The sequence below is a fragment of the Methylobacterium sp. R2-1 genome (assembly GCF_014191355.1).
In the GTDB taxonomy this organism is placed as follows: domain Bacteria; phylum Pseudomonadota; class Alphaproteobacteria; order Rhizobiales; family Beijerinckiaceae; genus Methylobacterium.
Genome location: NZ_JACHWM010000009.1, coordinates 160689 through 184590, shown reverse-complemented (window position 1 = coordinate 184590; position 23902 = coordinate 160689). Strand labels below are relative to the sequence as shown.

22 protein-coding genes are annotated in these 23902 nt (G+C 68.1%); 18 read left to right on the top strand and 4 right to left on the bottom strand.

Annotation, left to right across the window (positions count from 1 at the left end; translation table 11 throughout):
• Positions 1–3 precede the first annotated feature (3 nt).
• The 11 genes from FHU13_RS14500 (at position 4) to FHU13_RS14450 (ending at position 13752) form a co-directional block, all read left to right on the top strand.
• Entirely contained in the window at positions 4–1407 is a 1404-nt protein-coding gene (locus FHU13_RS14500) for an LLM class flavin-dependent oxidoreductase (protein ID WP_183436577.1), read from the top strand.
• Positions 1408–1412: 5 nt separating this feature from the next.
• A complete protein-coding gene (locus tag FHU13_RS14495) occupies positions 1413–2183 on the top strand; it encodes an ABC transporter ATP-binding protein (RefSeq protein WP_183436576.1) in 771 nt (256 codons plus the stop codon).
• 10 nt (positions 2184–2193) lie between these two features.
• Positions 2194–3075, top strand: a complete 882-nt coding sequence (locus FHU13_RS14490; protein WP_183436575.1) for a branched-chain amino acid ABC transporter permease — start codon at positions 2194–2196, stop codon at positions 3073–3075.
• Between the two features lie 4 nt (positions 3076–3079).
• A complete protein-coding gene (locus FHU13_RS14485; RefSeq protein ID WP_183436574.1) occupies positions 3080–4123 on the top strand; it encodes a branched-chain amino acid ABC transporter permease in 1044 nt (347 codons plus the stop codon).
• A gap of 32 nt (positions 4124–4155) precedes the next feature.
• Positions 4156–5529 (top strand): ABC transporter substrate-binding protein, encoded by a 1374-nt coding sequence (locus tag FHU13_RS14480; protein ID WP_183436573.1) that lies wholly within the window; start codon positions 4156–4158, stop codon positions 5527–5529.
• Positions 5526–6293, top strand: coding sequence for an ABC transporter ATP-binding protein (locus FHU13_RS14475; protein ID WP_183436572.1), 768 nt, complete (start codon positions 5526–5528; stop codon positions 6291–6293). The genes FHU13_RS14480 and FHU13_RS14475 overlap by 4 nt, the downstream gene beginning before the upstream one ends.
• Before the next feature lie 32 nt (positions 6294–6325).
• Complete coding sequence (locus tag FHU13_RS14470) at positions 6326–7588, top strand: monooxygenase (RefSeq protein ID WP_183436571.1); 1263 nt, start codon at positions 6326–6328, stop codon at positions 7586–7588.
• A gap of 508 nt (positions 7589–8096) precedes the next feature.
• Positions 8097–8690, top strand: coding sequence for a TadE/TadG family type IV pilus assembly protein (locus FHU13_RS14465; protein WP_246714662.1), 594 nt, complete (start codon positions 8097–8099; stop codon positions 8688–8690).
• Positions 8687–9316 carry a TadE/TadG family type IV pilus assembly protein gene (locus FHU13_RS14460; protein ID WP_183436570.1) on the top strand — a complete coding sequence of 210 codons (630 nt, stop codon included), beginning with the start codon at positions 8687–8689 and terminating at the stop codon, positions 9314–9316. Before FHU13_RS14465 ends, FHU13_RS14460 begins: the two co-directional genes overlap by 4 nt.
• A gap of 194 nt (positions 9317–9510) precedes the next feature.
• Positions 9511–10932 carry a TadE/TadG family type IV pilus assembly protein gene (locus FHU13_RS14455; protein WP_183436569.1) on the top strand — a complete coding sequence of 474 codons (1422 nt, stop codon included), beginning with the start codon at positions 9511–9513 and terminating at the stop codon, positions 10930–10932.
• A gap of 66 nt (positions 10933–10998) precedes the next feature.
• Positions 10999–13752 (top strand): hybrid sensor histidine kinase/response regulator, encoded by a 2754-nt coding sequence (locus tag FHU13_RS14450; RefSeq protein WP_183436568.1) that lies wholly within the window; start codon positions 10999–11001, stop codon positions 13750–13752.
• A gap of 136 nt (positions 13753–13888) precedes the next feature.
• Here the strand turns inward: FHU13_RS14450 and FHU13_RS14445 are convergent, their stop codons facing one another.
• Positions 13889–14950 carry an HD-GYP domain-containing protein gene (locus tag FHU13_RS14445; RefSeq protein WP_183436567.1) on the bottom strand — a complete coding sequence of 354 codons (1062 nt, stop codon included), beginning with the start codon at positions 14948–14950 and terminating at the stop codon, positions 13889–13891.
• A 245-nt stretch (positions 14951–15195) separates the two neighbouring features.
• Positions 15196–16056 (bottom strand): universal stress protein, encoded by an 861-nt coding sequence (locus FHU13_RS14440; RefSeq protein ID WP_183436566.1) that lies wholly within the window; start codon positions 16054–16056, stop codon positions 15196–15198.
• Between the two features lie 454 nt (positions 16057–16510).
• Between FHU13_RS14440 and FHU13_RS14435 the strand changes: the two genes are divergently transcribed.
• The 4 genes from FHU13_RS14435 (at position 16511) to FHU13_RS14420 (ending at position 20293) form a co-directional block, all read left to right on the top strand.
• The gene (locus FHU13_RS14435; RefSeq protein WP_183436565.1) at positions 16511–18049 is read left to right on the top strand and encodes a sensor histidine kinase; all 1539 of its coding nucleotides are present in this window, start codon (positions 16511–16513) and stop codon (positions 18047–18049) included.
• 3 nt (positions 18050–18052) lie between these two features.
• Positions 18053–18661, top strand: coding sequence for a response regulator FixJ (gene fixJ / locus FHU13_RS14430; RefSeq protein WP_183436564.1), 609 nt, complete (start codon positions 18053–18055; stop codon positions 18659–18661).
• 100 nt (positions 18662–18761) lie between these two features.
• Positions 18762–19154 carry a response regulator transcription factor gene (locus FHU13_RS14425; protein ID WP_183436563.1) on the top strand — a complete coding sequence of 131 codons (393 nt, stop codon included), beginning with the start codon at positions 18762–18764 and terminating at the stop codon, positions 19152–19154.
• A 437-nt stretch (positions 19155–19591) separates the two neighbouring features.
• Positions 19592–20293, top strand: a complete 702-nt coding sequence (locus FHU13_RS14420) for a helix-turn-helix domain-containing protein (RefSeq protein ID WP_183436562.1) — start codon at positions 19592–19594, stop codon at positions 20291–20293.
• Positions 20294–20409: 116 nt separating this feature from the next.
• Here the strand turns inward: FHU13_RS14420 and FHU13_RS14415 are convergent, their stop codons facing one another.
• The gene (locus tag FHU13_RS14415; protein ID WP_183436561.1) at positions 20410–21270 is read right to left on the bottom strand and encodes a universal stress protein; all 861 of its coding nucleotides are present in this window, start codon (positions 21268–21270) and stop codon (positions 20410–20412) included.
• Between the two features lie 237 nt (positions 21271–21507).
• On the opposite strand from FHU13_RS14415, the gene FHU13_RS14410 reads away from it, so the two are divergent.
• From FHU13_RS14410 to FHU13_RS14400, 3 genes are all read left to right on the top strand, one after another.
• Positions 21508–21744, top strand: coding sequence for a hypothetical protein (locus FHU13_RS14410; RefSeq protein WP_183436560.1), 237 nt, complete (start codon positions 21508–21510; stop codon positions 21742–21744).
• 32 nt (positions 21745–21776) lie between these two features.
• Positions 21777–22421, top strand: coding sequence for a BON domain-containing protein (locus FHU13_RS14405; protein WP_183436559.1), 645 nt, complete (start codon positions 21777–21779; stop codon positions 22419–22421).
• 153 nt (positions 22422–22574) lie between these two features.
• The gene (locus tag FHU13_RS14400) at positions 22575–23390 is read left to right on the top strand and encodes a universal stress protein (RefSeq protein ID WP_183436558.1); all 816 of its coding nucleotides are present in this window, start codon (positions 22575–22577) and stop codon (positions 23388–23390) included.
• A gap of 58 nt (positions 23391–23448) precedes the next feature.
• Here the strand turns inward: FHU13_RS14400 and FHU13_RS14395 are convergent, their stop codons facing one another.
• Positions 23449–23898, bottom strand: a complete 450-nt coding sequence (locus tag FHU13_RS14395) for a host attachment protein (RefSeq protein WP_183436557.1) — start codon at positions 23896–23898, stop codon at positions 23449–23451.
• Positions 23899–23902 lie beyond the last annotated feature (4 nt).

Below are 23902 nucleotides of genomic sequence, written 5' to 3'. Positions count from 1 at the left end.
CTCATGACGCGCCCCATCCGCTTCAACGCCTTCGACATGAACTGCGTCGGCCACCAGTCGCCGGGCCTGTGGGCCCATCCGCGCGACCGCTCGTGGCAGTACAAGGACCTCGAATACTGGCAGGACCTCGCCCGCACCCTGGAGCGGGGGATCTTCGACGGGATCTTCATCGCCGACGTCGTCGGCTACTATGACGTCTACAAGGGCTCGAACTGGCACGCGCTGCACCAGGCGGCGCAGATCCCGGTCAACGATCCGCTTCAACTCGCCGCCCCGATCGCGCTCGCCACCGAGCATCTCGGCATCGGCATCACCGCCTCGACCTCGTTCGAGCACCCCTACACCTTCGCCCGCCGCCTCTCGACCGCTGACCACCACACCAAAGGCCGCGTCGGCTGGAACATCGTCACCTCGTATCTGGAGAGCGGGGCCAAGAACGTCGGCCAGACGGGTCTGGGGCGCCACGACAACCGTTACGAGGTCGCCGCCGAATACGTCGAAGTGCTCTACAAGCTGTTCGAGGGAAGCTGGGAAGACGGCGCGGTCCTGCGCGACCGCGAACGGCGGATCTTCACCGATCCGTCCAAGGTGCACGAGATCGACCATCGCGGCCGGCACTTCACCGTGCCGGGCTACCATCTCTGCGAGCCTTCGCCCCAGCGCACGCCGGTGCTCTACCAAGCCGGCGCCTCCGGCCCCGGCAAAGCCTTCGCGGCGGGCCATGCCGAGTGCGTCTTTGTCGGCGCGCCGCTCAAATCCATGCTCAAGGCCTATGTCGCCGATGTCCGAGCGAAGGCCGTCGCCGCCGGCCGCTCGGCCCGCGACGTGCTGATCTACAACCTCACAACCATCATCGTCGCCGAGACCGACGAGGCCGCGCAGAAGAAGTTCGAGGAATACCAATCCTATACCTCCTATGACGGCGCACTGGTGTTCATGTCGGGCTGGAGCGGGATCGATTTCGGCCAGTACGCGCCGACCGATCTCGTCAGAAAAGTCGAGACCAACGCCATCGTCTCGATGGTCGAGAGCTTTTCTTCGCCCGAGAAACCATGGTCGATCGCCGAACTCGCCCGCTGGGGCGGCATCGGCGGGATCGGTCCGGTCTTCGTCGGCTCGGCCGCGACAGTGGCCGACATCCTCCAGGAATGGGTCGAGGAGACGGACGTCGACGGCTTCAACCTCGCCTACGCGGTGACGCCGGAGACCTTCGAGGACACGGTCAACCTACTGGTGCCCGAACTCCAGCGCCGTGGTGTTTACCCAAAGGCTTACCGCCCAGGAACCTTGCGCGAAAAGCTGTTCGGACGAGGCCCCCTCCTGCCGGAGACGCACCCGGCTCACGGCTACCGCGACATCGAGGCGGTGAAGGCGCGCGAGGCCAACCGTCTCGAAGCGGCGGAGTGAGGGGCATGGCCGACCCGATCCTCGAACTCTCCGACGTCTCCCTTTCGTTCAAGGGCCTCAAGGCGATCAATGCTTTAAGCTTCTCGGTCGAGCGCGGCGAGATCTGCGCCCTCATCGGCCCGAACGGGGCGGGCAAGTCCTCGGCTCTCAACATCCTCAACGGCGTCTACCGGGCCGATGCCGGCCATGTCTCCTTCGAGGGGAAGCGCCTGCGCTCGATCCGGCCGGGTGCTGCGGCCCAGCGCGGGATCGGGCGCACCTTCCAGCACGCCGCCCTGTTCTCGGGCCTCAGCGTCCTCGATAACGTGCTGGCCGGGCTCGCGCGACACAGCCGCACCACCCTGATCGAGCACGCGCTCGGTCTCCCGCGCGATGCCGCCGAGACGCGCCGCTTCCGCGAGGCGGCGGACGAGACGCTGAGTTTCCTCGAACTGAAAGCCTACCGCGACCGCATCGTCGCGACGCTCCCCTACGGCATCCAGAAGCGGGTCGATCTCGCCCGCGCCCTGGTGGCGCGGCCCACGCTACTGCTGCTCGACGAGCCGATGGCCGGCATGAACGGCGAGGAGAAGCGCGCTATGGCCCGCTTCATCGCGGCGGCGCGCGATGAGTTCGGCACCACCATCGTGCTGATCGAGCACGACATCGGCGTCGTCATGAGCCTGTCCGACCACGTCGTGGTGCTCGATTACGGCCGCAAGGTTGGCGACGGCCCGCCGGACGCCGTGCGCAAAGACCCGGCCGTGATCGCGGCCTATCTCGGCAAGCCGCATTGAGGACAGACCCATGAGCTTCTTTCTGGAGACGCTCGCGGGCGGTCTGCTCGCCGGCGTGATGTATGCCCTCGTCGCGATCGGCTTCGTGCTGATCTACAAGGCGTCGGGCGTGTTCAACTTCGCGCAAGGGGCGATGGTGCTCTGCGCCGCGCTCACCTTCGTGACGCTCACCGAACGCGATGTGCCGTTCTGGCTCGCCGGACTGATCACGCTGGCGATCATGGTGACGCTGGCGGTCGCCGTCGAACGGGTGGTGCTGCGGCCGCTCGTGAACCGCTCGCAGATCACGCTATTCATGGCGACCCTCGGCCTGTCCTACATCATCGAGGGCGGCTCGCAGTTCGTGATGGGCGCCAGCGTCCACGAACTCGACCTCGGCATCAGCGACCTGCCGGTGGCGATCGGCCCGATCCAGCTCAGCTCCTTCGATCTCGTGGCGGCGGCGAGCGCCGGCGCCCTGGTGATCGCCCTGTGGCTGTTCTTCGAGCGCACCCGAATCGGCGTCTCGCTGCGAGCGGTGGCCGACGATCCGCAGGCGGCGCTCTCCATCGGCATCCGGCTCCCCGTGCTCTGGGCCACGGTCTGGGCGGTGGCGGGCTTCGTGGCTCTGGTGGCGGGCCTGCTCTGGGGCGCGCGCCAGGGGGTGCAGTTCTCCCTCACCTTCGTGGTGCTGAAGGCGCTCCCGGTGCTGATCATCGGCGGCTTCACCTCGATCACCGGCGCCGTCGTCGGCGGCCTCATCGTCGGCGCAGCCGACGCGCTCGCCGAGATCTATCTCGGGCCGCTGCTCGGCGGCTCCGTCTCCACCTGGTTCGCCTACGGGCTCGCCGTCGCCTTCCTGCTGGTGCGCCCGGCCGGACTGTTCGGCGAACGCGCCATCGAGAGAGTCTGACCCGATGCCTCCTGCCCTCGCTGCCGCCCTCGCGCCCGTCCGGCGCCCCGTGCTGCCCGCTCTTCCCGTGCGCGCCGCCGGCCTCGCCCTTCTGCTCGCGGTCGCGTTCGTGGCGATCCCGCTCACCGCCACCGATTACTGGTACAACGCGATCCTGATCCCGTTCCTGATCATGGCTCTGGCCGGGCTCGGCCTGAACCTGACCATGGGCTATGCGGGCCAAGCCTCGCTCGGCACCGGCGCCTTCATGGCGGTGGGGGCCTACGCCACCTACAACCTGCTGCTGCGCCTGCCCGAACTGCCGCTGCCGGTCAGCCTCGCGGGCGGGGGGCTCATCGCCGGGGCGGTCGGCCTCGTCGTCGGCCTGCCGAGCCTGCGCATCAAGGGCTTCTACCTGATCGCGCCGACGCTGGCGGCGCAGTTCCTGATCGAGTGGGTCTTCAATCAGGTCGGCTGGTTCTCGAACTACGCCTCGTCCAGCGCGATCTCGGCCCCGCGGCTCGTGTTCCTCGGCTACGACCTGTCGAGCCCGGCCGGACGCTACGCCTTGACGCTGACCAGCGTCTCCGTCGTCATGGTCCTGGCATGGCGCCTCGTCGGAAGCCAGACCGGCCGCAACTGGCGGGCGGTGCGCGACGGCGAGACCGCGGCGGCCGTCATCGGCGTGCCCGTGGCGCGGGCCAAGCTCTCGGCCTTCTTCGTCGGGGCCGCGGTGAGCGGTGTGGCGGGCGCTCTGTGGGCGTTTGCCTATCTCGGTACGGTCGATGCCCGCAGCTTCGATCTCGACCGCTCGTTCCAGGCGATGTTCATCATCATCATCGGCGGCTTGAGCAGCCTGTCCGGCAGCTTCATCGGTGCGGCCTTCATCGTGCTGACGCCGATCCTGCTGACGCACCTGTCGAACGCCCTGCTCGGCGGCAGCCTCGATGGCGGCCAGATCTCGAACCTCCAGCGCATCCTCTTCGGCGCGCTCATCATCGGCTTCCTGATCAAGGAGCCGAACGGGCTGGCCGCGCTGCTCGGCCGCCTGCGCCACCCCGCCCGCTGATCTTCTTCATCGCTCTCCCGGAGAAACGACCGATGTCACGCCTGTCCCGCGTCCTGGGCGCCGCTGCCCTCGCCGCAAGTCTGACTGCTCCCTTCAGCCTCCCCTCTGCCGCCTTCGCGCAAGAAGCAGGCGCTCCAGCGGCCAAGCAGTACATCCCCCTCGCGACCTACCGGGTCGGCGCCTACGCCTCGTCCGGCACGCCGGTCTGGGGCGGGACCATCGACTACCTGCGCTACCTCAACGAGGTCGAAGGCGGCATCAACGGCGTCAAGCTGACCTGGGAGGAGTGCGAGACCGAGTGGGCGGTCGAGAAGGGCGTCGAGTGCTACGAGCGGCTGAAGGGTGGCCGTGACGGCTCGCCCGTGCCGCTGTTCCTGCCGCACGGCGACCCGATCACGAAGGCGCTCACGGAAAAGTCCGCCGCCGACAAGATCCCGCTGCTCACCACCGGCTATGGCCGCACCGAGGCGATCGACGGGCGCGTCTTCCCCTACAGCTTCACCGTGCTGTTCAGCTTCTGGAGCGAGGCATCCTCGGCGATCAACTACATCGCCGAGCAGGTCGGGGGTAAGGACAAGCTCAAGGGTCTCAAGATCGCGACCGTCTACCACGACTCTCCTTACGGCAAGGAGACGCAAGTCCCGCTCGACCTGCTTGCCAAGACCTACGGCTTCGAGAACATCCAGATCGCGGTACCCCATCCCGGCAACGACCAGTCGGCGCAGTGGGCGCGCATCCGCCAGATCAAGCCGGACTGGGTATTTCTGCGCGGCTGGGGCGTGATGACCCCGGTGGCGATCAAGACCGCGGCCAAGACCGGTTTCCCCGTCGATCACATCATCGGCGGCATCTGGTCGGGCTCGGAAGAAGACGTGCGCCCGGCCGGCAGTGTCGGCAAGGGATATCTTGCCATCACCCCGTTCCCCGCCGGGGCCGAGTTCGGCATCCTGAAGAAGATCAAGGCGGCGATCGTCGATCAGGGCAAAAGCGACCTGAAGGACCTCAAGAGCTTCGGCTCGGTCTACTACAATTCCGGTGTCATCGAGACGATCATCGCCGTCGAGGCGATCCGCACCGCGCAAGCCCGCTTCGGCAAGCGTCCCCTCACCGGCGAGGAGACGCAGTGGGGCCTCGAACACCTCGTCCTCGACGAGGCCCGCCTGAAGGAACTCGGCGCGGACGGCCTCGTCCAGCCGCTCCGCCTCTCCATCAAGGACCACGAGGGCGGCGGCGCCGGCAAGGTGCTGCAATGGGACGGCGCAAAGTGGAACATCGTCAGCAAAGGCTGGGTCAAGTCCGACCGTGAGCTGCTCCTGCCGGTGATCTACGAGCGCGCCGCGGCCTACGCACGGGAGAAGGGCATCACGCCCCGCTCCGAGGACACGGCGGAGGCGAGCGCGAAATGAGTGCTCCCGTTCCCTTCCTGGATGTCGAGGCCATCGAGGCGGTCTACGGCGTCTCGATCCTCGCGCTTCGCGATGTGTCGCTCAGCGTGGCCAAGGGCGAGATCGTCGCCCTGATCGGCCCCAACGGAGCCGGCAAGACCACGACCCTGCGGGCGATCTCGAACCTGCTCGGTGCGCAGCGCGGCAGCCTGCGGCGCGGCGCCATCCGCTGGCAGGGCGAGGCAACCGGACGCCTCGACCCGGCCGACCTCGTCGCCCGCGGCATCGTACAAGTGCTGGAGGGCCGCCACGTCTTCGGCCAGCTCACGGTGGAGGAAAATCTGCTGACGGGCGGCTACCTCCGCCGCCCGAGCCGGCGGCAACTCGCGCAGGATCTCGAGCGGATCTACGCGTGGTTTCCCCGCCTGAAGGAGCGGCGCGGGGCGAAAGCCGGCCTGACGTCGGGCGGCGAGCAGCAGATGGTAGCGATCGGGCGCGCCCTGATGACCCGCCCGACGCTGCTGCTGCTCGACGAGCCCTCCATGGGACTCGCGCCGATCATCGTCGCCGAGATCTTCGAGATCGTCGCCCGGCTCAATCGCGAGGAGGGGGTGAGCGTGCTCGTCGCCGAGCAGAGCGCCAACCTCGTGCTCGATCACGCCCACCGCGCCGTCGTGCTGGAGAGCGGGCGCGTCGTGGCCTCCGGCTCCAGCCTGGAACTCGCCGCGAGCGGAAGGCTCGGCGCGCTCTACCTCGGCACCGCCGAGGCCGGAACCCGGCACTGAATTCTTCGCCACCACACCGAACGAGACAGTCGATGAGTGAACCCGACGCCACCCGGTGGGCCGCCCCTTGGGCCGCCTGGGGCACGCCCCCGAGCTCGCGCTACGAGGCCCTCGCCGCGCGCTTCCGGCCGATCTTCGCCCGCATCCGCGAGGGGGCGATCGCGCGCGAACGGGAGCGCGATCTGCCCTACGCAGCGATCGGCTGGCTGCGGGAGGCCCGTTTCGGTGCCCTGCGGGTGCCGGAGGACGAGGGGGGCTTCGGCGCGAGCCTGCCCGATCTGTTCGGACTGCTGGCCGAACTGGCTGAGGCCGATTCCAACCTACCGCAGGCCCTGCGCAACCATTTCGGCTTCGCCGAGGACACCATCGGCGGCCCGGCGGGAGATCGCCGAACGCACTGGATCGCACGCCTCGCGGCCGGCGACCTGTTCGGCGGCGCGTGGTCCGAGACGGGGACCGCCACGGTCGGGACCTTCGAGACCCGCATCCACCGCAGCGGCAGTCGTTGGGGACTGACGGGGAAGAAATACTACACCACGGGCTCGCTCTTCGCCGACTGGATCGACGTCGTCGGCACCGGCGAGGCGGGAGAAGAGACCTCTGTGGTGGTGCCGGCCAAGGCGCCGGGCGTCGAGATCCTCGACGATTGGGACGGGTTCGGCCAGCGGCTCACCGCAAGCGGCACCGCGCTGTTCGAGGACGCCCCTGCGGTCGGCGACCCGCTGCCGACGGCGGTCCGCTTTCCCTACGGCCCGGCCTTCTTCCAGGCGGTGCATCTCGCCACTCTCACCGGCATCGCCCGGGCAGCGGCGGGCGAAGTGGCCCGCGCGGTGCGTGAGCGTAACCGTACCTATTCCCACGCCGCCGGAGCGCGCCCCAGCGCCGATCCGCAGGTGCTTCAGGTGGTGGGTCGGGTGCATGGCCTCGCCTACGCGGCGGTTGCAATCAATGGGCAGGCGGCGCAGGCGGTGCAGCGCGCCTACGAGGCGCGGATCGCCGGCCTCCCCGAGGCAGAAGCGCGCGCGATCAACGTCGCCGCGGAGATCGAGCTGGCACAGGCCCAGAGCGTGCTGACCGGCCTCGTCCTCGATGCCGGGACGATCCTGTTCGATGCGCTCGGCGCCTCGGCCACGAGCCGCCGCCACGCACTGGACCGCCACTGGCGTAACGCGCGCACGATTTCCTCGCACAACCCCCGCATCTTCAAGGATCGCGTCGTCGGCGACTACGCTGTCAACGGCACTGAACCGCCATTCCAATGGAAGATCGGGCACCTGCGCGAGGATCGGCCCTGAGGCCCGTGTTCGCGCCCTCGCTCTGCATTATCAGGCTGCCGGTCGGCCGGCCTCGCGAGAGCAGACGACAGCCAACGGAGCTGCCGCTTCGCCGTCCGAGCACGCCACAGGCGCGATCCGCCGAACGTCATATTTCAGGGCCGTTCAGTGCAGGGGCGAGGAATCAGGCTGACGGCCTCACGCGCGCAGCACGCCACGAATGTCCGCGTGATATCGATATTTGTCTATTTTGTTCGATAAAAATCATTTTTGAAAAAATCACTTAATTTTTACTCCATTAACTGAGGCCGTTGCCCAAGCGAATTCGTTCGCAAACTTTTGATAAGATCGCCTGCGCCTGCAAATTTCAGAACGGGCGCTTCGATGCCAGACGGCGAAGTCTTTCCGATTGGATTCACGGAGCATAAAGGCGCGCCGCTGTAACGTGCTCAAGCGAGTACGTCTCATATCGGGAAAACTCCATCAGTGCTGAGACCGCGGGGAAGCGGCATCGACAAAGACCAAGCCCTTGAAGCCCTCTCAGCCCAACCAACATTGTCGGCACTTTTCAGCATCAGGTCTTCTGAGGTCTCGGTTCGTTCGTAACGTCGACGGCATTGCCGCGGTCGAGCTCTCACTCGTCATCCTGCCGCTCTTTGTCTTGGTGCTGGTGATCATGGAGGCTTCGATCCTCGCCTTCGCCCAGCATCAACTCGACGTCTCGGTTCAGCGAGCGGCGCGCTCCATCCGGACGGGAGCGTTTCAGGTAGACGCGGGCGGTGCCGACGTCGCGCAGCAGCTACGTGGCCTCCTCTGCGGCACCGGCCTTCGATTCTATCAATGCGACGAGATGCGGTTCGATCTCGTGCGCTCTACCACCTTCGCCATCAAGCAGATCGCACCGGCCTACGATGCCGGTCGCGGCGATTGGGCCACCGGCTTCGGCAGCCAGTTCGACTGCCCATCGGGCGGTGCCGTCCACGTCCTGCGCGCCGCCGTGCCGATGCTGCGGCCCTTCCGATTCCTCGACTATACCGGCCAGCGGATGCCCGGCGGCAAGCAGCTCCTCACGTCGACGGCCGTCTTCCGCGCGGAGAGTTACTCGGAAAAGTCGTGTACATGAGGCTGCGCCGGCTGTTCAGGGTCAGAGGGCGCGCCGCCGCAGTTGGGCATCCGCTCGCGCGGTCCGTTCTCCGCTTCGGCCGGGCGCAAGCCGGAGCGAGCGCCGTCGAATTCGCGTTCATCGCGCCGGTCCTCGTGCTCCTGTTCGGGGCAACGATCGAAATCCCGCGCGCCATCGCCACCAATAATCGGCTCGCCCAGGCCACGATCACAATGGCCGACCTTGCCTCCAAGGGTGATTTTAGCGACATCAACGACGTGTTTTCGGCCGCTCAGGTCGTGGCGTCTCCTTACAGCTTGGCCGGCGCCGGCATCGTACTGACGGCCGGAGGGGTCTATCAGGTCGGAAACGACTTCGTCGCCAGGGTCTGCTCCAGTGTCCAGCAGGGCGATAAGGCCCGCGCCATCGGTTCCGACATCGGACCTCCACCGGCAGGAACGGCTTCGAAAGGGGACCGCTTCGTCATGGCTGAAACGCGGCTGCACTATCGACCGCTGTTTTCCTTCTTCCCGTTCCTCAACGATTTGACGTTCACCGCAAAGACCGTGTGGCCGGTGCGCGAGGGCATCGCGAAAAACGGGCAGGTCGAAGTCGTCCTGCCGGGCGGAATGCCCTGTCCGGCGTGATTCCGGCTTTGCACTTCAATCTCGTCCTCCGTCGGCCGGCGGCGATTGCCTTGGCCAGTCCTCGGCCGAGCGTTGTCATTATCAATCAGGCGTAAACCGTACGGCTCCTCCACTGCCGATGCCAAGTATGTCCCATTAACTCGGGAGAATTACGCCTGGGATGGGACGCGGCTGGAGACGGGGCAAGTGTCACGATGGTGACGTGTGGCGCAAAGGGGGAGCCGAAGCGCGCGATCCAATGGAAACGACCCCTATCGAGCCTGTATCGGGAGAACGACGGCGCGGTTGCGGTGATCTTCGGGCTGGCGGCCTCCGCCCTGATCGGCTTGGTCGGAGGCGCGATCGATTACGCCAAGGTCGTCTCCGCCCGCACGCATCTGCAGAGTGCCGTCGATGCCGGCGTGCTGGCCGGCGGCAACGCCCTCAAACTGGTCGTCTCGAGCACCGAATCCATCGTCGGTTTGACGACCCAGACGATTCAGGCCGAGGCGAAAGCCAGCGCCGACGCACCGGTCTCCATCCAAGTCGCTGTCGCATCCGACAAGACGAGTGTCGAGGCACGCGCCGAGCAACTCATCAAGCTCACATTCGGGGCTTTCGTCGGCATGGCGTCGATGCCCGTCTCGGCGCGCGCACGAGCCAGCGTCGTGGGCCGGATGCGCCTGTGCATGCTGGCTCTCGACCCGGCCGCGGCCGGTGCGTTCAACCTGGAGCGCAACGCCCAGGTCACGGCCTACGATTGCGCCCTCTACTCGAACTCCACCAGCAGCTCAGGGATGGTCGGCCGCGACGGCGCGCTCGCGCGGGCGCAGACGATCTGCTCCGCGGGGGGATTCAGGGACGACCGGGCGAACTTCACGCCCAACCCGCAGACGAGCTGCCCCGTCATCCAGGATCCGCTCCGCAACCGGCCGGCCCCGCCGGTCGGAAGTTGTGTGAACCTCCCCGAAATCCTTCGCATCGTCGATGCGCTGACAGGCATGAGCAAGGGCGTCAACGTCATCGCGGAATCGGTCACGCTCGATCCCGGCACGTATTGCGGCGGCTTGCACATCACCAAGAACGCCGTCGTCACGCTGCGGCCGGGCATCTACGTCATGAAGGACGGCCCGCTCATCGTCGACAAGAAGGCGACGATGACGGGCAAGGACGTCGGCTTCTACTTCAGTGGAAACAACAGCGGCCTTCTCTTCGACAAGAAGACGACCGTCGATCTGTCGGCGCCGACAACGGGCGTGATGGCGGGCCTCCTGATGGCTGAGGACCCCACCGTCACCCTGCCGATCGATCCGGCCTTGGCCGTCGACACGCTTCTCGGCGACGTGATCAGCCTGACTCCTCCGCCGCTCGGCGCGAGCAAGCCGATGCGGACCTACCGCATCATCAGCGACAATGCCCGCACCATGCTCGGGACCATCTATCTGCCGGCCGGCCGTCTCGTGATCGACTCGCAGCGGCCCGTCGCCGACCTCTCCGCCTACACCGTCGTCGTGGCCCAGCAGATCAACCTCTACGAGGGCCCCAACCTCTACCTCAACGCGGATTACAACCGCTCGAGCGTCCCGATCCCGAAGGGGGTTGGCCCGATCTCGGGGCGGCTCGTCATCAGCCAGTGACACACGCGATCCGTGCCGGAGCATCGATCCGCCCCGCCGCGAGACCCTTCCCGCGAGACCCAGACCGTGCTTAGCCCGCTCACGAACCCGATCCGCTCGCTGTCCGGACGGCTCGCGCTGGCTGTCGCCAGCGCCGTCGCCATCGCCCTCCTCCTCCTGACCGGCCTGTCGACCTGGCGCGAGGTCGAGCGCTACGCCGCGGCCAAGCGGGAAGTCCTGCGGATGACCGCGCAGATCCTGGCCGCGAGCGCCGCGCAGGCGACAGCCCAGGGCGACGAGGTGGCGGCGCTGAGCACCCTGCGGGCGATCGCCCACGGGCAGGCCCTGGTCTACGCTTCGGTCGAGCGGGCCGATGGCGAGATCCTCGCCGAGCAGGGCATCGGATTGCGCCTTGCCGACGACATCGACCTCGATCAGGGCTCCGTCTCGCCACTCGATCTCATGACGACGCGGACGCTGCGCGTCTCGGTTCCGATCCTGGAGAACGCCCGCCCCATCGGACGCGTCGTCCTGGTCTCGGACAACCGCGACCTGGCCGAGCGCATCGCCGAGGTCGGCCTCACGGCGGTGCTGGCCGGGCTGCTCGCTCTGGCGCTCGGGCTCGCCGTCTCGATGGGCTTGCAGCGCAGCGTCACCCGGCCGCTCGCCGCCCTGGCCCGGACCATGGATGGGGTGCGACTCGGCCACGACTATTCCAAGCGCGCGGAGACCGGCAGCGGCGAGGTCGGCGCGCTGGCCGAGAGCTTCAACGACCTCTTGCAGGCCGTGAACGAGCGCGACCGAGCGATCGCGCGCTACAGTGCGGGCCTGGAGGAAGAGATCCGGCTGCGGACCCACGACCTGATCGAGGCCAAGCAATCCGCCGACGAAGCCAACGCGGCCAAGTCTGTCTTCCTCGCCACCATGAGTCACGAGATTCGCACGCCGATGAACGGCATGCTGGTGATGGCGGAACTCCTGGCCTCCGCCGATCTGCCGCCGCGCCAGCAGCGCTACGCCAAGGTCATTGCGCGCTCCGGCCAGTCCCTCCTCGCGATCATCAACGACATCCTCGATTTCGCGAAAGTGGAAGCCGGTCGCCTGGAGGTGGAGCGGATCCCGCTGAGCCCCCGCGACGTCGCCGACACCGTCGTGACCCTGTTTGCCGAGCGCGCTCGCGCGGCGGGGCTCGACCTCGCGGCGCAGATCGCTGGAGACGTGCCGCGCTCCTTCCTCGGCGATCCGGTGCGGCTCGGGCAGGTGCTCGGCAACTTCGTCTCGAACGCGCTCAAGTTCACCGCCGCCGGCCATGTTCTGGTGCGAATGGAGATGGAGCAGGAGGCGTCCGGTCCGGTCCTGCGCATCGCCGTCACCGATACCGGGATCGGCATCCCGCAGGACCGACTAGCGGGAATTTTCACCGCCTTCACCCAGGCCGACCAGTCGATTGCCCGCCGCTTCGGTGGCACCGGGCTCGGGCTGTCGATCGCCGAACGCCTGATCGTCGCAATGGGCGGGCGCGTCGGCGTCGAGAGCCGCCTCGGCGAGGGCTCGACGTTCTGGGCACGCATCCCAGTGGAAGGCGCGGAGAGCGCAGAGCCTTTGGTCCGCCGCGCGCCCGCGGTGCCCGGCGCTGTTTGCTTCGGTGAGATCGGCGGCGCGACCCGCGCCGCTCTCATGGCCGATCTTCAGACCGCGGGCTTCCATCCCGCGCAGTCCGGCGAGGGGCACTGGATCGTCGAGGCGGCCGAACTTCTGGCAAGCGGTCGTCGACCGGACGGCGCGTGCCGCGTGATTGCCCTGGTGCCCATCGGCGATAGCTCCGGTCCCGGGCTCGTGCGAGCCGGCCTCGCCGATGCGGTGGTGCGCCGTCCAATCGCCCAGGCCGAATGGCGCCCACTCCTCACCGCTCTGTCTGACGGCGCGCCCCTGGCCGTCGAGGCGCCAGAGGCGGACGAGGGTGCAGCGGCCGTCCTGCCCTCTTTTGCCGGCGCGCGGGTGCTCCTGGCCGACGACAGCGCCGTCAACCGCGAGGTTGCGTCCGAAGCGCTCGGCCGTTTCGGCGTGTGCGACATCGTCTGTGTCGAGGATGGTCAGGCCGCGGTGGAGGCCGCCGCCGCGAACCGCTTCGATCTCGTCCTGATGGATGGCAGCATGCCCGTACTGGATGGCTTCAGCGCGGCCGCCGCCATCCGCGCCGGGGAAGCGCGAGACGGGACGGAACGGGTGCCGATTGTGGCTCTCACGGCCCACGTCGTCGGTGATGGCGCAGAATCCTGGCAGGCGGCAGGGATGGATGGCATGCTCGCCAAGCCGTTCACCCTGGCGCAGCTCGGCGCGCTTCTGGCGCGGCACCTGCAGACCGCGACCCACGATGATCCCGCGGATGTCGCAGCATCGCCGGTGTCATCGGCGGCGGTGAGGATTTCAGAGAATGCGCTGCTCGACGAACCGACGATCGCCAACCTGGAAGAACTGGGCGACCGCGATTTCCTCGAGCGCATCCTCCGGCTCTACGTCGCCCAGGCGCCTCAGGCGCTCTTGGAACTCAAAGACGCCCTCGCGCGCGACGACGCCCCGGCCGTGTCCCGCGCTGCCCACAGCCTCAAGTCGATGAGCGCCAATATCGGTGCGGTGCAGGTGAAGGATCGCGCGGGCGCGATCGAGCGGACGGCGCGCGACGGTGACTTGGCCGGCCTCGGCGACGGGGCGTCCGGCCTGGACAGCCTGCTTACCCGCACCGTGAGCGCTCTTCATCTCCGCCTCGGCGTGCCCGCCGAGGACGCGACGAGCGAGCAGGAAGAGACGACGCGCAAGCTCGGCGCGCTCGAACTCTGCTGAAGGTCACGTGGAGCCGGGACGGGCTGGCGTCGAGCCGGTCTCGTTCCCGGGAGCGGCCGCTGTGAGAGCGGGTTGAACCGCGACAGGCCGTGCGGACGCGCCGATCCGGTCGACGTGGCGATCGAGCAAACCCGTATCAGGCGGCCTGGGTCGCGGAGGCGGTGTCGCGGCCGAGATTGAGGAAGGTCTGGACGGCCGTCCAGCGGCTCAGGAAGACCTCGACGATGTGCGGGTCGAAATGAGAGCCGGCATTCTCTTGCAGATAGGCTCGGGCCCGCTCCGGTGACCAAGCTTGCTTGTAGGGACGCTCGGTCGTCAGCGCGTCGAAGACGTCGGCCACCGCGACGATGCGGCCGGACAGGGGGATGGCCTCACCCTTCAGGCCGTACGGATAGCCGGTCCCATCCCAGCGCTCGTGGTGGGTTCCTGCGATCTCGGCGGCGAGGCGCATGACGGGCGATTCACTGCCGCTCAGGATGCGCCGGCCTCGGTCGGCGTGCTGCTCCATCTCCCGTCGCTCCTCGGGCGTGAGAGCGCCCGGCTTGAGCAGGATGGCGTCCGGCACGGCGATCTTGCCGACATCGTGCATAGTCGCGGCCAGACACAACTGCCGGACGTCGGCAGCGGAGAGTTCCATCGCCTCGGCGATCAGCCCGACATAAGCGGAGACGCGAGCAATATGGTCGCCGGTGTCGGAATCCCGGTGCTCGGCGGCGCGCATGAGGGTCGAGACGATCTCGCGCTCGCGCTCCTCGACCAGCGCCACGGCCGCCGCGATCTCGCAGGCGAGCTGCGCGGCGTGTTCGCGCTGCGCCCGGTGGGCTTCGGAGAGGGCGAGCAGGTTCGTGACGCGGGCGCGGATTTCGACCGCATCGGCGGGCTTGGTGAGAAAGTCGGTGGCTCCCGCCTCAAGCGCCTCGCGGCGCAGGCTTCGCTGATCGTGGCTCGTCACCATGACCGTGGGCACGGCCGTGAGGCCGGGGATGCGCCGCACCGCCCGGATGAACTCGATGCCGTTCATGCCCGGCATCTCGTAGTCGGTGATGACGATCCCGATCTTGGAGGCGTGCACTTGCGCGAAAGCGAGCGCTTCCGCCGGCACGGTGAAGGCGTGCGGCACGCATCCAGCGAGCGGCCGCAGGGAAGCCGCCATCACCAGGTTGTTCATCTCGGCGTCGTCGAGGACGAGAGCGAGCATCGAGTGGTGTCCCAGGCCCTTTCGGCCCCCGTGCCCAACCGGGTGCTCTGACGGCAACCCAGCGATGGACGGACCCACTAACATCTCCGGCCATTGCCGAAAGGTGAAGGCGGCCTCTGTTCTCCCCAGCAAGGTCACCGCACGATGCATGGAAGTCAGCAAATGATCGCGCGCTTGGATCAGACGCCGGGCGTGGCCGGTCCAAACCAGAGCCGCCTCGGGCCACCGGCGGATCGCACGGTCCTTCAGCGGGACAGGAACAGCGGGACGGGGCAGCTTCGCAGCAGCGAGCGCGTCACGCCGCCGAAGAAGAACTGGCGCGCGCGGGAATGGCGGTAGGCGCCCATCACGATCATGTCGGCCCGGAACAGGCCGGCTTGGGACCGCAGGGTGTCCCCGATGGAGCCGGAGACGGGCAGATCGTTGACGATGACGTTCACCCCGTGCCGGGCAAGATGGGGCGCGAATTCGGCACCGGGCACCGAGTCGCGGATCTCCGCCGCGTTGCCGACGGAGACGATCTCGACCGCCTCGGCCGCGCGCAGGAGCGGCATTGCATCGTTGGCGGCCCGCGCCGCCTGGGCGCTACCGTCCCAGGCAACGATGATCCGGCGGCCGGCGAAGGTCGCGTGCCCCGGTGGCACCGCGATGACCGGGCGACCGCTCTCGAACAGGGTCGACTCGAGCGCTTCGCGGTCGAGGTCGCAGGTCCAGATCTCGGCATCCAGAATAGTCAGGTCGTGCAGGCGCGCCTGTTCCGCCAGCCGGCGGATGACGGCCGGATAGGGCAGGCTCGGCGTCTCCGTCGTGCACACGACGCCCGCCAGCCGCGCATCGCCCGCGGTGCGCTCGGCGATGGCGCGGGCCAGCGTGTCGAGGCGGCGGTCGATCTCCGCGACGCTTCCGTCGTCAAAACCGCTGATCCAGCGGTCGTCGCCTGAGAGACGCCAAGAGGCCGACTGAAGGGTCAGGTGGGCGCCCGCTTCCTTCGCCAGCGTCAGGCCGTAACCGATGGCCGATGACGCCGTCTCGCCCTCGTTCTCCACGGCGATGCCGACGAGGACGTCGCGGATACCGGCGAGCGCGGATGAGGCATGCTGGGACATGGCGGGGCTCCGATCTGAGGCTCTCTCACACAATGCCCGCCGCCCTGTCGCCGCCATAGCGAGAACGGTGAGTGGCCGGGCGTTTCATGAGGCACCCTGCACCGCACCATCGTTGGAGCGACCGGAACCGGTTGGCCTTGATCCAGCGCAAAGCGAGACGTGCGATCCTGTACGAGGCGTGGATCCATATGCCGGCACGCTCGGCCGCCGCTAATGCCTATTCGCATAGCAAAGGTTGTGATGATCATATTTGTAACCGGATAAAGTGCTGATTCTCCGCATATGTTGCCTTTTCATGCAAGCAGGAATTGCGTAACCTTCATCCAGGAATCTTCGATCTTCGCGTATTATGAAGGCAAGATCTGAGACTGTTTTATCAAATGACATAATTGATGCTGGCGGCGTGTGCCAAGGATCTTTGTCTTCCACGCAGCGAAGACCGAGGGTGGAATCGATGACGCTCTCCATTGCCGCGTCCGGTACGGCTCAGGGTGGAGATGAAGGGCTGACCGTCGAGGACTTCCGGCAAACCCTCCACGAGGTCGGCGTCTGCATCTGGTCGCTGGACTTCGCGACGGGCCGCGTCAGCGCCTCGCAGAGCTGTGCCTGCCTCTTCGGCATTCCGTCCGAGCAATTGACGAGCTTCGCCGCGACCCAGGACCTGGTGCATCCGGATGATCGCCAAGCCCGCGCCGAAGCCATCGAGAGCGTGCTGCGGGCCGGCGGCAGCTACGAGGTCGATTATCGCGTCGTCCCACCGAATGGGCGGAGCGGCTGGCTGCGCTCGCGGGGGCAGGTGCATCTTGACGCCGAGGGCCGGCCCCGCCGGCACCGGGGCGTCGTCTTCAGCATCGATGAGCAGAAGCAGGTGGAGGCGGAGCTGCGCGCCCGCGAGGCCCATCTCCGGTCGATTCTCGACACTGTGCCGGAGGCGATGGTGGTCATCGACGAGGCGGGTGTGATCCACTCGTTCAACCCGGCCGCCGAACGCCTCTTCGGCTACGCGGCCGACGAGGCGATCGGGCAGGACGTCGGCATCCTGATGCCGGAACCGATGCAGAATCGGCACGATGCCGACCTTGAGCGCTATCGGCAGACGCGTCAGCGCCGCATCATCGGCACCACGCGGACCGTGACGGGCCGGAAGCGCGACGGCTCGACCTTTCCGATGGAGCTCGCCATCGGCGAGATGAGTTCGGGCGAGCGGGTCTTCTTCACCGGCTTCATCAACGATCTCACCGAACAGCGGCGGACCGAGACGCGGCTCCAGGAGCTGCAGTCCGAGCTGGGACACGTCTCTCGCCTGAGCGCCATGGGCGAGATGGCGACGACGCTCGCCCATGAACTGAACCAGCCGCTCGGCGCCATCAGCAACTACACCAACGGTTGCCGTCGCCTCTTGGATCAGCCCAGTCCCGAGACTGTCGCCAGGGCGCAGGAGGTTCTCGACAAGGCGGCCGAGCAGGCGTTGCGGGCGAGACAGATCATTTCGCGCTTGCGCGAGTTCGTTGCCCGGGGCGAGACCGAGAAACGGGTCGAGTCGGTTGCGACGATGATCGAGGAGGCCGGCGCGCTGACCCTGCCCGGTGCCGGCGAGCAGGGGATCACGGCACGCGTCGTGCTGGACCCGCGGGTCGGATCGGTGCTCGCCGACCGGGTGCAGGTGCAGCAGGTTCTGGTCAATCTGCTGCGCAATGCCCGCGAGGCGATGCAGCGGAGCAGCCGGCGCGAGTTGACCGTCGTGGCGCAGCGGGTCTCGCCGGATCTGGCCGAGATCGCGGTGTCGGATACGGGCTCCGGCATTGCCGAGGAGGTGGCGGATCGGCTGTTCCAGCCCTTCGTCACCACCAAGACCGGCGGGATGGGCGTCGGGCTCTCGATCTGCCGCACCATCGTCGAGGCGCATGGCGGTCGTCTGTGGGCCGAGCGCAATGCCGCTGGCGGGGCGACCTTCCGCCTGACGCTGCCCGTCGCGCCCAAGGGAGAGCTGTGATCGATGGCGCCTGCGCTTGTGCACGTGGTGGACGACGACCCCGCCATGCGGGACTCGGTCACCTTCCTCCTCGACACGGCGGGCTTCGATGTACGGCTCTACGAGGCTGGAGCGATCCTGCTGAGGCGGCTTGCGCCGCCGGTCAGCGGCTGCATCCTGACCGATATCCGCATGCCCGGCCTCGACGGATTGGAGTTGTTTCGCCGCCTCCGGTCGGCCGGCCACACGCTTCCCGTGGTGATGATGACGGGGCACGGCGATGTGCCGCTCGCGGTGGAGGCGATGAAGCTCGGCGCCTGCGACTTCATCGAGAAGCCGTTCGATGGCGAGGCCCTCCTGCAGGCGCTGCACTCCGCCCTGGAGCGGGGCGGTCACAACGGAACGGTCGATCCGACCCTTCAGGAATTCGTCCGACGGCTGCTGACCCTGAGCGAACGCGAGCGTCAGGTGCTCGACCATCTGGTGGCCGGGGGCACCAGCAAGGAGATCGGGCGAATGCTCGACATCTCTCCGCGAACCGTCGAGATCTACCGGGCCAAGGTCATGGCCAAGACGCGGGCGGGAAACCTGCAGGAACTGGTGCGCTGGGCGGTGCTGGCCGGCTTCGCGTGAGACCGGCTTGAGGTTGATCAAGGTGAACAGCGGGACGCAGCCCATGATGCGGGCTCGACCCGTGTGATTCTCATGGCCCTCGGGCCTGCCGCCGCCTCCGATGCCGCTGTATCCTTCGAGCCTCATCTACGTCGTGGACGACGACCCCGCCGTCCTGCACTCGACCTGTTTCCTGTTCGAGAGCGCGGGGCACCGGGTCACGGCCTTCGCGAGCGGGGAAGCGTTGCTCACCGCCTTTCCCGGGCCGAGCCCGGCCTTCGTGCTGCTCGATCAGGTCATGCCGGGCATGGACGGTATCGAGGTGTTCGCCCGCCTGCGGAACCTCGATGCCCGCGTGCCTGTCGTGCTGATCACCGGGCACCCGAACCCGTCCATTCGCACGAGGGCCCATGCGGTCGGAATTTCCCTGGTCGAGAAACCCCTCGCTCTCGAGGAGTTATCGGGGCTGATCGCCGCCGCCCGGAATTACCCGGGAGCGGCTATGATCGGCTGAGGAACAGCCCGCCGCGGGACTTCGCGGGCGCGGCGGCTTGCGCGGATCGGCCCAGGGCGCAACGTGGGGGGACACGGCGTGCGCCTTCCCTGCTCCGGCTCATCGCGAAGGCTGACAGGCGGCGCGCCGCACGGCGTTGATCTCGCGCAACCGCTTCCGAGCAGCATCCGGACACGCCGCGGATTCATCGGCCGTCGGTCGCTCTCGAGCCCTCTCATTCCTCCGGACGGAGGAACGGGAGCGGCGTGTCCCGGCGCAGCCGCACCGGATGCCGCCAGCCGACGATCGTGTCTGCGGCTGGCTTCGCGCAGGCGTGTGCCATTCTGCATCTCTACGTAGTTTTCCTTAAGCGGTGACACTTAAGAGAGCGTCCTGAGTATCGCCGGCACGACGCTGCGGCCACTCTCGCCCCATCAAGACGGATGAGGAGCGACCTGATGGGCACCAAGCCGACGCCGAGATCCGCCCTTGCCGCCGCGTGTTCGCGCACGCCGCTGCGGAGCATCCACGGAAGCGGGCATCGAACCGGCCTCTTCGCCGATTGCCCCGACCTGATCGGCACACCCTTCTCCTACGCCCGCGAGGAAGAGATCTACGGCGAGGGCGAGGACGCCGAGTTCGTCTACCGCGTCGTCGAGGGGGCCGTGCGCTCCCACAAGGTGCTGAGCGACGGCCGACGCCAGATCACCGGCTTCCACTTGGCCGGCAGCCTGTTCGGCTTCGAGCAGGGCGATGTGCACTGGCACACGGCGGAGGCCCTCTCGGACACCAAGGTCCTGATCTTTCAGCGTCGCCCGATCGAGCGCGCCGCCACCCACAGCGCCGAGGTCGCCTGTCAGCTCTGGAGCATGGCGACGGCTAACCTGCGCGATGCGCAGGATCTCACGCTCCTGCTCGGCCGCCGCTCCGCCCAGGAGCGCCTCGCGGCTTTCCTGATCGAGGTCGACGGACGCTTCGGCGGCACCGGGACGTTCGCCCTGCCAATGACCCGACGCGACATCGCCGATTATCTCGGTCTCACCATCGAGACCGTCTCCCGCACCTTCTCGCAGCTCGAAGAGGAGGGAGCGCTGCGCCGGGCGAGCGGTCGACAGGTCACGCTCCATCGTGCCCGCCTCCGCCACGTGGTCGAGACTTGAACCGCCCGGCTGAGCCGAGCATGGTTCCCGCGCCGGGTGGTGCGGCCGATCCGGGGGCGGCGTCCGAGGAGGCATGGGCGGGACGCATCGCGCGACCTCGAATGCTGCCTCGGTGATCAATGGGCGAGGAACAGCGGCACCGGCGGGCGTGTCAGGAGCGCGTGCGTCACGCCGCCGAGGAACCACTCCTTCAGGCGCGAATGCCGGTAGGCGCCCAGCACCAGCATCTCCGCCCCGAAGAGTCCGACCTGTCGTCTCAGCGTCTCCGCGGCGTCACCCTCGACCGGCACGTTGGTCACCGACACGTTCACGCCGTGGCGGGCGAGGTGCGGAGCGAACTCGGCGCCGGCGACCGAGGTCGAGAGATCCTTCTCGCCGACCACGGACACGATCTCGACCGCCTCGGCGGCGCGCAGGAACGGCAGCGCGTCGTTGGCGGCCCTTGCAGCCTGGGCGCTGCCGTCCCAGGCGACGATGATCCTTCGAGCCGAGAACACGTCACGGCCCGTGGGCACCACGAGGAGCGGCCGCCCGCTCGCGAACAGGACACCGTCGATCAGGTCGCGGTCGAGATCGACCTCCCGCGCTTCGGCGTCCAGAATGGTCAGATCCGCGAGCCGGGCTCGGGCGGTGAGCCGTCCGACGAGGTCAGGATAGGCCAGCGCGGGCACCTCGATCGAGCAGGTCACACCTTCGAGCGTGGCCTCCGACGCGGCGCGCTCGGCGATGGCCCGCGCCCGGGCGCTCAGGCGCCGGTTCTCCTGCGCGATCAGATCGTTCACGAAGCCCCACCCCGATCCGCCGACCAGGGTCAGGCGGCGGGCGGCCGATTGGACGGTGAGGTGGGCGCCGGTCGTCCCGGCGAGCGACAGGGCGACGCCGAGTGCGCTCGCCGTCTCGTCGCCGCGGCCCTCTTCGGTAAGTCCGACGAGGATGTCGCGCAGACCCGCGAGGGCGGCGGACGGTGGGTTCGGCATCTTCTTCCTCCGGAGACGAGAACGGCCCGGAGAGTGCCGCACCGATGCAGCGTCGCCTTGATCCAGCGCAAGTTCGGCATCCGCGACGAAGACGGGTGACGGAGGTTCGCTCCGCAGCGTCGGCTCTCCCGCGGGGCGATCGTGCCGTGGGCCGGGTGCGGCAGCCTTGAGGTGGATCAAGGCGCTGCGTGCCGGACGCGCCAGGATGTTCCTGTCATCCAAGGACGGGAGCGAGCGATGAGTGTGGTGCTTCGATCCATCGACATCGAGACGGTGCGCTATGTGCGGGTTCCGGCCGGATCGACACCGCGCGACGACGCGGCTTCCAGGACCGGTGCGCAGGCGACCGCGCGGCCCGCGGCAAAGGTCGTCACCGACATCGCACGCTACCGGACCATCGCCAGCCTGCAGGCGCTCGCCCTGGCCGCTGCCGCCTCGGTGGTGACGCCGACGCTGGTTTGGCTGGTGCTCTGACCGTTCGAAGCTTCGAAGCGAGGAGGCGGGAGATGGACGACATCACCGTGCGCCAGCACGTCCTCGACGAACTGGAACTCGCGCCCATGATCGATGCGGCGCAGATCGGGGTCATGGTCGAGAACGGCGTCGTGACCCTCAGCGGACATGTGCGGAATTACGCCGAGAAGGGGATCGCCGAGCGGGTCGCCCTGCGGGTTCGCGGCGTCCGCGCCGTGGTCGAGCAGGTCGAGGTCCGCTATCCGGACAACCCGCGGATCGGCGACGAGGCGCTGGCTGACCGCTGCGCCCGGGTTCTGGAATGGGACGTGCAGATCCCGGAGCGATCCGTCTCGCTCAAAGTCGAGCGCGGCTGCGTCACGCTTCAGGGCAGCGTGCCGCACTACTATCTGAAGGCGGCCGTGGACAAAGCCCTACGCCGCCTCGCCGGTGTCACCGACATCGTCAATCTCATTGCCGTGACGCCGCCAGCCCAGGCCAACGAGGTCAGGTCCCGAATCCGTGCGGCCCTGAAACGGAGCGCGACGGCGCCCGACACGATCCGGGTGCGGGTCGAAGGCGGCAAGGTGATCCTCGACGGCTGCGTCGATGTCTGGCGCGAGCGCGAACTGGCCGAGCGGGCGGCCTGGTCGGTCCCCGGCGTGTCTGCCGTCGAGGATCGCCTGACGCTCGCCTGAGGGGCGCATCGAGCGCGGGAGGGCCCGGCAGGCCGCCCTTCCCTGCTCCTTGCGACCAGCCTTCGAGACCGGCTCTTGCGATGGATCAGGGTTCGTGGCGCGGCGGCGGAGCAGGATACTTGTCAAGCCGGGCTCGCAAGCTGGGAGATGGGCATGACGATCCGCACCATCATGGTCTCGGTCGATCTCGGCGCCGCGGCCGCAGACCGTGTCCAGCTCGCCGCGGGGCTCGCCGAGCGACTTCGGACGTGGCTGATCGGGGTCGGCGCGTGCCGGGTCCCGAGCTTTCTGCCGGTGGGCGACATGCTGGCAGTCGAGAGGATCTACGAGGACGAAGAGCAGCGGGCGCGGGAGCAGCTCGAACAGGCAAAGGCCCTGTTCGAACGCGAGCGAGGCGGGTTGCCCCGAACAGAGTGGCGCGCGGCGCTGGCCGAACCCCTCGCCTACCATACCGAGCAAGCCCGCGAAGCCGACCTCGTGGTGGTCGGCCGGCAGGGGCCGGCGGACGGCGATCCGGGTGCGATGGCCGTTCCGACCGGTGCCCTGTTGATGGCGGTCGGCCGCCCCGTGCTGGTGGTACCTCCCGGGCTCGAGCAGCTCGGGCTCGGATGCGCTGTCGTGGCCTGGAAGGACACCCGCGAGGCGCGGCGGGCCCTGCGCGACGCCCTGCCCCTACTGAGCCGGGCGGAGCGGATCTGCATCGTCGCCGTGGGGCCGGACGTCCATCACGGGAGCGCTGAGGGCGCGGCGGCGTACCTGTCGGGACACGGACTCGAGGCCACGACGCACCTGCTGCCGGATCCAGCGGTCGGTGCGGGTGACGCGGTGCTGCGCTTCGCCGGGCGCGAGGGCGCGGACCTCCTCGTGATGGGTGCCTACGGCCACAGCCGCCTGCGCGAGTGGATCTTCGGCGGCGCCACCCGCGACATCCTGCAGGCGACGCCCGTCTGCTGTCTGATGAGCCATTGAGAGGTGCCGTCCGGCGCGGCAGACCGTGAGCGTCAGGCAGCCGCCGCAGGCAAGAGCGTCACGTCTGGGTGAGGCGTTGTCCGATCTCCTCGATCGACAGCTTGGTCAGGTCCTTGTCGATCTCCGCGATGACGGTGCGCTTCAGGCGGTCGGACAGCGCGTGCCGCAACGATGCCAGCGTGCGCGGAGGGGCGACGATGATGAGGGCGGAGATCGCGTCGGCGATGCGATCCAGCGCCGCCGCGACTTCCCCGGCAAAGCGGTGCTCGGCGATCTCGTGCCAGTCCGTCTGCGCTATGGCACTGCGGCGTTCCCCCTGCCGGACGCGGGGCGGCCGGTCCGTTCCCTGCTCGCGCGTCGGCGGGTTGGGGGGCGCCTCGAAGAGGTGCTGCACCCGCAGGCCGAGATGCAGCGCATGGCCCTCGTTGCGCAGCAGCAGGGCCCGGCGGCCATCGCCGACGACGACGTATCCACCGTGGGGGATCTTGAGGTTGAACGCCTCGGTCATCGGG